Raw genomic sequence first — 13,454 nt, 5'->3', positions numbered from 1 at the left:
AGCAGTGCCGAGGCGAGCACCACGCGCAGGGCACCCGGGTCGCCGAACGACACGCCCACGCCCCTACCGTCGGCAGTGGGCTGAGATGATCGAACGGACTGCGGGAGGGAACTGCCTCGGCAGATGCAGATGCACGGGGGCGTTGATGCGGGGATACGGCGAGACGGTGTTGCTGGACGTGCTGGCCGGTGCGGCCGAGGCCGCGCCCGATCAGGGCGTCGTGCAGGTCGACGGGAACGGTGCGGAGAGGACCGTCAGCCATCGCGCGCTGTTCGCCGATGCGCTGTGCGTCGCCGGAGGCCTTCTCGACGCCGGGCTCGCGCCGGGGAGCCATCTGGTGCTGCCGGTCGAGCGGAGCGAGGAGTTCCTGCCGCTCTTCTGGGGTGCCGTCGCCGCCGGGCTCGTACCGGTGCCACTCGCTCCGGACGTACGGCGCGTGCTGCCCGTGTGGGAGCTGCTCGATGAGCCGCCGGTGGCCCTCGGTGCATCCACCATGGCGCTGCTCGACGCCCTCCCCGGCTCCGTACGTCCCCTGACGCTCGACGGTCTCCGCGCGCACCCCGCTCCTCCACGGCTGCCGGAGCGGGCGCCCGACGACGTGGCGTTTCTGCAGTTCTCCTCCGGCAGCACCGGCGCGCCGAAGGGGGTCGAGCTGACGCACGCGGCCGTGCTCGCCAATCTGGCGCAGATCCGTGCCGCCGCCGGTATCCACTCCGCTGATGTGCTCGCCACCTGGATGCCGTACTTCCACGACATGGGGCTGATCGGCACCCACCTCGTGCCGCTGTCGGCACGCATCAAGCAAGTGCGCCTCGAACCGCTGACGTTCGCCAAGCGGCCCTTTCGGTGGCTGGAGGCGGCGTCACGGCACCGGGCGACGCTCCTGTCGGCCGCCAACTTCGCCCTGGCGCTCGTCGAACGGCGCGTCCCCGGGGACGCACTCGCGTGTCTTGACCTGACGTGCGTACGGATGGTCCTCGTCGGCGCGGAGCCGATCTCGCCGGCCGTGTGGCGGGCCTTCGTCGGGCGGATGCGGCCGACGGGCCTCCCGGCGTACGCGCCCAAGCCGGTCTACGGCCTCGCGGAGTCCACCCTCGCCGTGACCTTCCCGCCGCCGGGGGAAGTCGCCCGGCCGCTCGCCCTGGACAGGGCCGCGCTCGGGCGTGGCCGCGCCGTGGACACCGCGCCCGGACCCGACGCGGTGGAACTGATGGACGTGGGCAGCCCCGTGCACGGGTGCGCGGTCCGGATCACCGACGAAGCGGGGCAGACCGTCGAGGAACGCCGGGTCGGCCACATCGAGGTCAGCGGCCCCCAGGTGGCGCGCGGTTACCACGGCGCTCCGGAGGCGACGGCGGAAACGTTTCGTGGCACCTGGCTGCGCACGGGTGACCTGGGATTCCTGCGTGAGGGGCGCCTCTGTGTGACCGGCCGGTCCAAGGACGTCGTCTTCGTCGACGGCCGCACGCTGCACGCGTCGGACCTGGAGGAGGTCGCGGCGAACACTCCGGGGCTCGGCCGGTGCCCGGTCGCGGTCGTGGGATCGACCGATCCCGCGGGCGGCGGCGAGCGGGTGGTCGTCCTCCTCGCGCCCGCGCCTCCCCTGTCCGCCATGACCCCCGAGCTCCTGCACGGCGTCCGCGAACGGGTCCGCGAGGCCTTGGGGCACGACGACGTACGGGTGTTGGCGCTGCCGGCACGCGCGTTCCCGCGGACGACGAGCGGGAAGGTCCGCCGCGGGGTGCTGCGCGAGCGCTTCGAGGGCGGGGAGTACCCGGAGATCGCGGGGCGGGCGGCTGTGGGGGTGGCGGGGAGGGGAACCTTGTCGGTCCCCGCCGACGGCCGGAGCGCGGCCGCCCGGAGTGAGGCCGTCCGGAGTGAGGCCGTCCGGAACGCGGACGCCCGGAGTACGGTCCCCGGGGAGCGTGCCTCCTGTGGCGTCGACGCCACCTCCGGCGTCCCGTCGTCGACGTCCGCGCCCCTCTCCCGGCCCGGCGTCGAAGCCCGCGTGCGCGCCATCTGGGCGCGGACGCTCGGGCTGCCGGGCGACGCCGTCGGGCCGGACGACGACTTCCGGGCGCTCGGGGGCTCGTCGCTCAAGGCGATGGAGGTCCTGGCCGGGCTCGAGGACGAGTTCAGTCTGGCCCTGCGGCCTTCCGACGTACGGGACCACACCACGGTGGCCGCCCTCGCCGGGCTGATTCTCGCCGGCGGCGGTTCCGACGGGCCGGGTACGCACGGCGCCCCGTCGCAGGCCCCGTCGCAGGCCGCGCCGTACGAAGCGCGGGCGGCCCGGTCCGTCGAACCGCCCCTGGTCGCCGTGTCCGCGCTCGCCTGTCGTTTTCCCGGTGCCGCCACGCCCGAGGCCTTCTGGGACCGGCTTCTCGACGGCTACGACGCCGTCACCCCCGTACCCGACGGGCGGTGGGCCGACCCGGCTGAGCGACGCGCCCGGTGGGGTGCGTTCCTCGACGAACCCGACGGTTTCGACGCGGGGTTCTTCGGGGTCGGGGAGGAGGAGGCGCGGGCGACCGACCCTCAGGCGCGGATTCTGCTGGAGCTCGCCCACGAGGCCCTGGAGCGGGCCGGCCATGCCGGTCCTCGGCGGCGCGGGCGCCGGGTGGGGGTATTCGTCGCCGCCGGTGACAGCGGCTATCGCCGCGTTCTCGAACAGGCCCACGGCGAGGGCGAGTTGCCCGCCGCTGCCTTGACCGGGAACCTCCCCAACATGCTCGCCGCGCGCGTCGCGCACTGCCTCGACCTGACCGGGCCCGCGCTCGCGGTCGACACCGCCTGCTCCTCCGCTCTCGTCGCGCTCCACCTGGCGCGCCGCAGTCTTCAGGCCGGTGAGTGCGACATCGCCGTGGTCGGCGGCGTACATCTCAACCTCACGCCGACCGGGTACACGCTCCTGGAGAAGGCACAGGCGCTGTCCCCGACCGGGCGTTGCCACGCGTTCGGCGCGGCAGCCGACGGGTTCGTCCCCGGGGAGGGTGGCGCGGCGCTCGTGCTGACCCGTCTCGACGAGGCGGAGCGGGCCGGGGACCCGGTCCTCGCGGTGCTCCGCGGCACCGCCGTGAACAACGACGGCCGTTCGCTCGGTCTGATGGCCCCCAATCCCCTGACACAGCGTGAGGTCATCGCGCAGGCCTACCGCGACGCGGGCGTCGACCCCGCGAGCGTGTCGTATCTGGAGGCGCACGGCACCGGCACGCCGATCGGCGATCCCACCGAGGTGCGCTCGCTCGCCCACGCCTTTCCGCCGCTTCCCGACGGACGGCTCCGGCTGCTCGGCTCGGTCAAGACGAACATCGGCCATCTGCTCAACGCTGCCGGAATGCCGAGCCTGGTGAAGGTGGTCCTCGCCCTCGGGCAGCGGCGCCTGCCCCCGTCACCGCTCCGGACCGCGCCGCCCGCGCCGTCGCTCGACCTGGCCGGTTCCGGGTTCGCCCTGGTGGATGCCGTACGCGACTGGGAGGCGCCCGGGCCGCTCGTCGCGGGGGTCAACGCCTTCGGGTTCGGTGGCACCAACGCCCATGCCGTACTGGAGGAGGCGCCTGCCCGGCATCGTCCGGACCGCGTGCCGTCGCGCGGGCCCCGGCTGCTCACCCTGTCGGCGCACGGGGAGGAGGGGCTGCGCGCCGCTGCCGCCGGGCTCGCTTCCTCTCTCCGTGACCGTCCCGGACTCGACGAGGGGGACGTCTGCGCCGCCGTCGCCGACGCGCGTGACGAGGGGCCCGATCGTGTCTCGCTCGTCACCGACGGCGATCTCGCCGCCCGGCTGGAGGCCGTACGCGACGAGGTGACGCCGACCGGTCCGCCCGTGCGGTCACGGGCCCGCCTCGTCCTTCTCCTTCCCGGGCAGGGCATACGGCCGCAGGGTCAGGCCCGCGCCCTGTACGCCGACGCGCCTGCCTTCCGCGAGGCGCTCGACGAAGCGTCCGACCACGCCGGGACGATCGACGGGCGCAGTCTCGCGGCCTGGTGTCTCGACGACGTGTCGCCCGACGCACTCGCCCGTACGGACATCGCCCAGCCACTCCTGGTCGCGTACGGGGTCGCGCTCGCCCGCCAGGTGCGGGCCTGGGGCATCACCCCGGACGCCGTCGCCGGGCACAGCGTCGGCGAGATCGCCGCCGCGTGCGTCGCTGGGACGCTCTCGCTCGCCGACGCCGTGCGGTTCGCCGCCGAACGTGGCCGTCTGATGGCCGACTTGTGCGCTCCCGGCGCCATGGCGGCCGTGCGCTGCGACGAGAAGTCGGTCGCCGACGTGGTGGCCCGGGCTCGGGGTGCCCTGAGCGTCGCCGCCGTCAACGGTCCCGACCAGGTCGTCCTCGCCGGGACCGAGGCCGCCGTCGAGCGCGCGGTCGCGGTCCTGTCCGCTCGGGGGGTCGTCGCGCGTCGGCTCGGCGTGTCCCGGGCCTTCCATTCGGCCCTGATGGATCCGGCCCTGGACGCGCTCACCGAAGCCGCGCGAACCCTCGTGCTCCGGCCGTCGGCGACCGCCGCACCGCTGATCAGTACCGTCACCGCCGAGTGGCGGCCCGTCCTGGACCCGGCCTACCTACGTGGCCATGCCCGGCAGCCGGTGCGTTTCGGCGCTGCGGTGGAGCGGCTGCTCGGCGACGGGTACGACACGTTCGTCGAGCTCGGCGCCGGCGCCCTCGGTGGCTCCGTGCGTGCCGTCGCGGCGAGGCACCCGCGGGGAGGTGGGGCGGTCTCCCTCGCGGCCGGGCATCGGGACGGTGCGCGAGGGCTCCTTGAGACCGTCGGTCGGCTCTGGGAGCGGGGCGTGCCGCTGGACCGCACCGGGCTGGACGCCGGCCGGGCCCGGATCTCCGTACCGACGTATCCCTTCCAGCGGCGCCGCTACTGGCCGGCGGCCGCTCCCCGGTCCCGGCCGCCCCGGCCGCTGCCTCTGCCGCTGCCTCTGCCTCTGCCTCTGCCTCTGCTGCACAGGCTCGGCTGGAGCGACGCCCCGCTGACCGTCGACTCCGGGCCGCGTTCCGTTCTGCTGGCGGGGCCGGACTCGCCGCTCGCCCGCGCGTTCGCGGACCGGCTCAAGGGGCGGGGTGTCACGGTCACGGTCAGGCGCGCGGAGGACGCGGTGATCGGGGGTGCGCCGGTGATCGGCGGTGCGCAGGTGATCGGCGGTGTCTCGGTGATCGGCCGCGCATCGGTGATCGGGGGTGCGTCGGCCGGTGACGCCGCCGCTCCCGACGTCGTCGTGCTGATCGCCGGTCCGGCTGTGGAGCCGGACTCCGCCGACGCGCTCGATGCTGCCCACCGCGCCATGACGACCGGGCTTCAGTGCCTGCTGCCGGAGCTCGCGCCGCACCGCCCGCGCGTGCTCGTCGTCACCGAGGACGTCCATGTCACCGGCGCCGGACCCGAGCGTCCCCGCCCCGCACAGGCGGTCCTGACCGGGCTGACCCTGGCGCTGCCGGAGGAGTTGCCCGGTGTGGTCGCCCACAGCGTCGATCTCTCGTCCCTCGACGAGCCAGGGGCACAGCTCGACGCGCTCGACCGCGAACTCGCCGCTCGGCCCGCCGCGTCGGAGGACGGCGCGGGCCTTCGACCGGCGCCCGCCGTCGCCTGGCGGGCGGGGCGACGCCTCGGCCGGACGACCGAGCCGGTCGCCACCGGGCCTGCCTCCCGGCCGCCGGCGCTGCCGCCCCACGGCATCTATCTGATCACCGGTGGAACCGGCGGAGTCGGCGCCGCGCTGGCCCGTGACCTCGCGGGACGGGGCAGGCCGACCCTGCTCCTGACCGGTCGCTCGGCCGAGCCGCCCGCTGGGCTGCTCGGCGAACTCCGGGCACTCGGCGCCACCGTGGAGTACCGCGCCGCCGATGTCTCCCGCGAGGCCGACGTCGATTCGCTGCTCGCCGCTCTGCCGCGACTCGACGTGCTGATCCACGTCGCCGGCGTCGTACGTCCCGGCACCCTGCGGGCCAAGACGCCCGACGAGGTGGCCGACGTCCTGGCCGCCAAGACGCGGGGCACCGAACTCCTCGCCCGTGGAGTCGTCAAGCACGACCTGCGCCCCGCCCTGTGCGTGGCGTTCTCCTCGGTCGCCTCCGTGCTGCCGGGCCTGGCGGGCGCGATCGGTGACTACGCCGCCGCCAACGCCTACCTCGACGCCTTCGCCGCTGCCGAACGCACGGCCGGCCGGCCGTGGCAGGCGATCAACTTCGCCGCGTTCGCCGATACGGGACTCGTCGCCGGTGCAAGGCCGTTCGCCTGGGGCGCCGGTGGTGGGACTGCCGCCGGGACTGCCGCCGAGACCGCTGCCGGGCCCGCGCGCGGGCCCCTGCCGCTGGCGACCGGCGAGGCGCTGGAGGCCCTGCGTACGGCCTGTGGCATCGACGCTGCCCAGCTCATGGTCGCCGACCTCGGCCAGAGGGCCACCGCGCCCCGAACCTCGGCCGGCTTGGGCGTACCTCCCGGCCCCTCCGCCTCCACGCCGACGTCCACGCCAACGCCGCGTTCCCCATCTACGTCCACACCCGCCGAGCCGGCCACGACCTCCCGGACAGGCGAGCTGTCGGACGTCCTGCGGCAGCTCCTGTCCGCAGCGCTCCACGTTTCCCCCGACGCCATCGGTGACGACGTACCGCTGCTCGGCCTCGGGCTCGACTCGCTCACGGCCGTCGATCTCGTCAAGCGGCTGGAGCAGGAGTTGGACCGCTCCCTCCCCATCACGCTGTTCTTCGAACACCACACCCTGGGCGATCTGGCCCGAGAACTCGCCCGCGAGCACGGCGACTCCGGGCAGCTCTCCCCCACGCCCCGACATTCCGGGGCAGCAGCCACGACCGACGACGGCGTCCCCTTCTCCCTGACACCGGTCCAGCTCGCCTTCCACGCCCAGGGCGGGCTGTACCCGGACGTCCCCGCCTACGGGTGCGTGACCCAGGACATCCGGGGCCCCCTCGATCGCGATCTGCTCGGCACGGCCCTCGGCCTGCTCGCCGACCGTCACGCGATGCTTCGCATCCGGATCGTCCCCGGAGAGGCGGTTCCCACCCAGTCCGCCGAGCCGCCCGCGCACGACGGGGCGAGGATTCCCGACTGGTACGAGGTTCGGGAGCTGCCCGGGGCACGTGCCGTCGAGGAGGAGTTCAAGGCGCTCGAAGAGGCCCTCTGCAACCGGCCGTTCGACCTGGCCGCCGAGGCTCCGATCCGCGCCCTGCTCGCTACCGCCCGTACCGCCGGTGGCGGCACACCGGCCGGGGAGTGCACCCGTCTCGTGCTCGTCGTGCATCACGCCGCCGCCGACGGCTTCAGCCTGAACATCCTCGGCGAGGAACTCTGGGCCCTCTACACCGCCCTGTCGCTGGGACGTGTCCCGGAACTCCCCCCGCTCACCACCGACTTCGCCGCCTACGTCGCCCACGAGCAGTCCGAGCGAACGGACTCCGCCCTCGCCGAGGACCGGGCGTACTGGCGTGAGGTACTCGGCCGGAACGGGGAGCCGTTCGCGCTCCCGTACGACGGTGATCCGCTGGGCCTCCCCGAACCCCCGCTCCTCGCCCACCAGGTGTCCCCCGGACCCGACCTGTCGGCCGCGCTCCGGGAGACGGCCGCCGCCCACGGGGTGTCGCTCTTCCATCTGCTCCTCGCGGCGTACGCCCGCTGTCTGTCGCGGTGGAGCGGCGGGCGGGAGGACGTGACCGTGAACGTCGCCAGGGCCCGTCGCGAGACGCGGCTGCCTGGCATCGACAGGCTGGTGGGACCGTTGGCCGACACCCTCCCGGTCCCGGTCCGCGTCGGACCGGACGACTCGGTGCAGGCGCTCGCGGTACGGCTCCGCGAGGTCTGGCCCGAGAGCGAACGGCACAGCCGGCTCACGAGCCTGGACCTGGCCCGACTCCTGCCGACGGACGGCGCGGGGCCTCGTACGGCCGCGCCCGCCTCCTTCAGCTTCGCGCGGTTCCCCGTCTCCCTCGACCCCGGCTGCCCCGTGGAGGTACGTCCGACCTCGGCCGGAACCGCCTCCGCCGCGACCCGGCTCAGCCTGCTGTGCTGGGAGTCCGACGGGGAGCTGGCGTTCTCGTGGAACTTCCCGGCCCGGCTCTTCGACCCGACCACGATCGCGCGCCTCGCCTCCGAGCACCTGGCCGAACTCACCGAGACCGCGGCCCCGGCCGCCGCCCCCGCGCGCGCCGAGCGGGCCGCGCCCCACCCCGGTCCGCCGACGGCCGTCCCCGCCCCCCGGTCGGCCGGCGACATCGTCGCCCGCCTGCGCGCCCAGTTCCGGGCGACGCCGGACGCGGTCGCCGTCGACACGGACGGGGTGACCCTCACCTACTCCGAACTGGACCGGGCGTCCGGCGCACTCGCCGATCGGCTGCGCGCCTGCGGCGTGGTCCCGGGTGACCTCGTGGGGCTTCTCACCGAACCGGGGGCCGACGCCGTCATCGGTGTGGTCGGCATCCTGCGGGCCGGTGCGGGCTGGGTCCCGCTGGACGCCGCCCATCCCCCCGTACGCCTGGCCGATCAGCTGGAGCGGTCCCGCGCCGGGGCCCTCGTCTGCCATGCGGCGACCCGGGACTCGGCTACGGAGCTGACCTCGGCAGCGAACATCACCCTGGTCACGACCGACGGCCCCTCCCCCGCACCGCACCCCCACGCCGCGGAGGGCGAGTCCCCGCCCCCCGGCCCCGACTCCCTCGCCTACGTCATCTTCACGTCCGGCTCCACCGGGCGCCCCAAGGCCGTGCCCATCACACGTCGTTCGATGACCAACTACCTCGACTGGGCGCTCGACACCTTCGGTTACGGCGAAGGGGACCGGCTCGCCCAGACGGCGTCGCTGTGCTTCGACGCGTCCGTACGCCAGCTCCTCGCGCCCCTCCTCGTCGGGGCCACGGTCGTCACCCTGCCCCGACAGCTCCTCCGGGACCCCGAGGCGCTGCTCGACCGGGTCGAGAAGGCCCGGATATCGGTGTGGAGTTCGGTCCCGAGCCTGTGGTCCCGGCTGCTCGAAGCCGCGGAGACGCGTGTACGGGAGGGCGGGCCGGCGCCCGATCTGAGGGCCCTGCGCTGGATCCACGTGGGCGGTGAGGCGCTCCCGCCCGCCCATGTACGCCGCTGGTACGACCTGTTCGGGCCCGGGCACCGGATCGCCAATCTCTACGGGCCCACCGAAGCCACCATCAACGCCACCTTCCACATCATCGAGACCCGCCCGGCCGACGACGTACGGACCCTGCCCATCGGCACCCCCCTCACCGGCACGGACGTCGACGTCGTCACAGCCGACGGAGGCCGGCGCTGCGCACCGGGCGAGCCCGGCGAGCTGCTCATCACGGGGGTGGGGCTCACCCCCGGATATCTCCACGCACCGGAACTGACCGCCGCCGCGTTCACCGAGCGCGACGGGCGCCGCTGGTACCGCAGCGGCGACCGGGTCCGGCGCGACAAGGACGGCGTCCTCGAATTCCTCGGACGGCTCGACGACCAGGTGAAGGTCCGCGGGCACCGGGTGGAACTCGGCGAGATCGAGTCGGCGCTCCTGACGCACCCGGCGGTCGCCCGCGCCGCCGTCGTCCACCGTGAGGAACGGCTGATCGCCTTCGTGCAGTGTCTGCCGGGCGTGGCGAGTCCGGATTCCACGACACTCCGCGCCCATCTGGCGCGGACGCTTCCGGAGTACATGCTCCCGGCCCGTATCCACCTCGTCGCCGAACTCCCCCTGACGGGGACCGGCAAGATCGACCGCGCCGGGCTGAAGCCCCCGGTGGCCGATCCCGAGAAGCCCGAGACACCGGATGGGTCGCTGAGGGGATCGGCGGGATCGCTTCCCGCGACACCGACCGAGATCCTGCTGTCCCGCGTCTGGTCCGAACTCCTCGACACCGACGCGGACGCGATGCGGCGCGAGGACGACTTCTTCGCCCTCGGTGGCGACTCCCTGCTCGTCCTCCAGGTGTTCGCCCGGCTGCGGGAGACCATTCCTGCCCTGCCCCGGCCGACGGTCGTGTACACCCACCGCACGCTGGCCGCGCTCGCCGCCGCCATCGACCGCGGCCCGACGGACGGGTCTGCCGGGACCGACCCGCCGAACTCCAGCGTCGTCGAGCGCACGCACGGCGGACCGCCCTCCCCCTACCCTCTCTCCCCCTCCCAGCGCGGGTTCCTGCTCGCGGAGGCCATGGCGCCCGGCTCTCCCACGGCGTGGCTCGCCTGTCTGCGGGTCGACGGACCGCTTCGACCCGACGCGTTCCAGCAGGCCGTCGACGCCTGTGTCGTACGCCATCCGATGCTGCGGACCGTGTTCCCCGCCGGGGTGCGACCGCCCGTGCAACAGGAACTGCCTCCCACCCTCCGGCTCCCGGTCGACTTCGAGACCCTCGCCGAGCCGGGCGTCCTCGCGTCACGGCTCGCCGAGGAGCGCGAACGGCGCTTCGAGTCCTGGGCCTGGCCGCTGCTGCGTCTGCGCATGCTCACCCTCGGGCCCGACGAGCACGCGCTCGTCGTCCACGCCCACCACCTCATCGGTGACGGATACAGCGTGGCGCTGCTCGGCCGGGAGCTGCTCGCCGTCTACGACCGCGTCGTACGGGGCGAACCCGCCGAACTCCCGGCGCTGCGCGGCACGTTCCGCGACCATGTGGCCCTTCAGGAACGCGCGGCCGTTTCCGGCGACACCCGCACGACCGCCCGACCCCACAAGCCGTACCGGCGGCCGGTCCTCGGAGGTCATGCCGGGGACCGGCCGCTCGCCGAGAACCCCGCGGCGCCTCCGTACCGCTCCACCGGATTCACCCTGGACGCGGACGCGGTCGCCGCGCTGCGTCGGTGCGCCACCGATGCCGGTACGACGCTCTTCGCCCCGGTCCTGACCGCGTACTACCGGACACTGGCCGCCGCGACCGGACAGGAGGATCTGATCCTCGGTCTTGCCGTGTCCGGCCGCGACGACGCACATCCCGACGCCCACCTGGCCTTCGGTCCGTACGCCGCCGCCGTGCCCCTGCGGCCCTGCTTCCCGTCCGGTGCGAGGACGGCAGACCGCACGTTCGCCGCCGACCTCCGGGCGGTCGTGGCGGAGGTCGAGGCGGTTCGTGCCCAGGGGGTCCAGCCCCCGCTGGGCGACGGGGGGCTTCCGCCGACGGCCCAGTTCTTCTTCACCTTCCTGGACTTCTCCGCCCTCGGGCCGATGAACGGCGACACGCTGAGCGTGCGGTGGGACGACGCAGACGCGGAACTCGCGCCTCCGCCGGTGGGCACGGACACGTTTCTGGCGGTACGGCCCGTCGGGGAGGGAGAGCTGCGGGTGACGCTGCGTGCGTCCACCACGGCGTTCCCCGACGAGGCGGCCTTCGCCGCGTTCACCGGTGCGCTGCGGGCCGGGATGGCCGAGGGCGCGGTCGGGCCGGCGGGTGCGGCGGGTGTGGCGGGCAGGCGGCCGCGTCGCTCGGTCGCGCCGCCGTCCCGCGGCGTCCTGGACTCCGCTCTCGTCGGGTACCTCCCGCCGCCCGGTCAGCTGGCCGCGCTCGCAGCGGTCGACGGGAACAGCGGGCTCGGTAGGTTCGGCGGGCCCAACGGGAACAGCGGGCTCGGCGGGCTCGGCGGGCTCGGCGCGTCGGCGACCGGTGCTGCGGCTTCGCGTGAGCAGCTCCGGGAGAGGCTCTTCCCTGGCGGGCGCCCGCGGCTTCTGGAGGAGATCGACACGCCTCTGGGACGCTCGGGATTCGTGTGCCTGCCGTTGTTCGCCGATGAGCTCGCGTCGACGTCCGACCTCGCCGCCCGCACGGCCCGAGCCGTCGAGCACGCGGCGTCGTTGGGCGCCCGTTCCGTCTCGCTCGCCGGCATGATCCCGTCCCTGACCGCGTACGGCTTCGGCGTCCTGCGGGAGACGGACGGACCGACGGCACTGACGACCGGGCACGCGGCGACCGTGGTGTCCGTGGTCAAGACCGTCCACGCCGCTCTCGTCCGGACCGGCCGCACACTCGGTGATCGCGGTGATCTCGGTGATCTCGGGGATCTCGGTACTCTCGGCGAACTCGGTGATCTCGGCGCTCTCACCGTCGCCGTGGTCGGCCTGGGCTCCATCGGCAGTTCCTCGCTCGAACTGCTCCTGACCCTCGCGCCCGAGCCGCCCGCCCGGCTGCTCCTGTGCGACGTCGCCGGCAGTACGTCACGGCTGCGGATCTTCGCCGACGACCTGGTCGGCCGCGGTCTGGCCCGGAACGTGGAGATCCACGAATCCGGCCCGTCCACCCTCCCCGCAGCGGTCTACGAGGCCGATCTCCTCGTCACGGCTGTCAGCGGGGGCCGGGCCGTCCTCGACGTGTCCCACGTCCGACCGGGCACGATCGTCGTCGACGACTCCTTCCCCCACTGCTTCGACACCGCGCAGGCCCTGGCCCGGATGCGTGAGCGGCGCGACGTCCTCATCGTCGGCGGCGGCCTGCTCTCCGTCGGTGCGGGCGGATCCGGTGGAGCGGTGGAACGTCGTACGGCTCCGGGGCTGCCGCCCGCCGCCGCGGCGGGGTACGCCGCGCGGTCGTGGCTCCCCGACACGATCGCCTCCTGCCGACTGGAGTCGCTGCTGCACGCCGCCGACCCGGAACTCCCCCTGGTTCACGGCCTGGTGGACGCGCGGCTCGCCCTGGCGTACTGGCGGGGGATGGAAGCGGCCGGTGTCACGGCGGGCCCGCTGCATCTGCTGGGCCACGCCGTCGCCGACGAGGACGAGGACCTCGACGACGACCCGGTTCGCGATGTACTGGTCCGGTGACCGCTCTCGCCGACCTCGCCGCGCTGACCGCCCTGTGTCCGCCTCCCGCCGTCGTTCCGCCGGCGCCCGACTGGTCCCTCGCCGAGGACGAGCTGGGCGTGGGCCTGCCCCGGGACTACAAGGAACTCGTCGACGCCTACGGGCCGGGCGAGTTCTGCGCGTTCCTCACCCTGTACCGGCCTGGTGCCCTCAGCGAGTGGGTCGACCTGACCGGCCCCATGCCCGCGCGTCTGCGTGCGCAGCTCGACGCGGGCCGCACCGCCGACGCACGTCGTCCCCGGGCGCTGCCGTGCGCGACCGGGGATCTCCTCGCCGTGGGCGTCACAGGAAACGGGCACTACCTGTTCTGGGACACCCGGCCGCGCGACGCCCCCGACCGGTGGACGCTCGCCGTCACCGAGCGGCTGAGCGCCCCCTGGTTCACGTACAGCGGGTCGGTGACGGCGTTTCTCGTCGACGTCCTCGGCGGGACGTCGAACGTCCCGCTCTTCCCCCCGGGTCTCCTCGACACCGGGCCCTCGTTCACGCCGTCCCGGCTCCGCGGTCGCGTACGCGTCACCGCCCCGAGCTCCTGGTCGCAGGTCAGCACGAGCACCATCCGTGCCTGGGCCAGGGCCAACGGCTACGACGTGCCGGCCCGGGGGCGCGTCCCGCGCGCGGTCCTCGAGGCGTGGGAGGCGGCGACGCACTCGGACTGACC

The 13,454-nt window shown here is 74.4% G+C and carries 2 protein-coding genes; both read left to right on the top strand.

Features of this window, described 5'->3' with window-relative positions:
• Positions 1-145: 145 nt before the first annotated feature.
• Entirely contained in the window at positions 146-12,754 is a 12,609-nt protein-coding gene (locus N5875_RS36805) for an amino acid adenylation domain-containing protein (protein WP_338498712.1), read from the top strand.
• Entirely contained in the window at positions 12,751-13,452 is a 702-nt protein-coding gene (locus tag N5875_RS36800) for a histone-like nucleoid-structuring protein Lsr2 (protein WP_338498710.1), read from the top strand. Before N5875_RS36805 ends, N5875_RS36800 begins: the two co-directional genes overlap by 4 nt.
• The last annotated feature ends 2 nt before the right edge of the window (positions 13,453-13,454 follow it).

Source organism: Streptomyces sp. SJL17-4 (assembly GCF_036826855.1).
Classification (GTDB): domain Bacteria; phylum Actinomycetota; class Actinomycetes; order Streptomycetales; family Streptomycetaceae; genus Streptomyces.
Note: the sequence above shows the minus strand (reverse complement) of the source record. Positions and strands in the feature narration are given on the sequence as shown.

Coding starts and splice junctions, on each gene's coding strand:
- N5875_RS36805 (WP_338498712.1), top strand. CDS start 146: ATGCGGGGATACGGCGAGACGGTGTTGCTGGACGTGCTGGCCGGTGCG.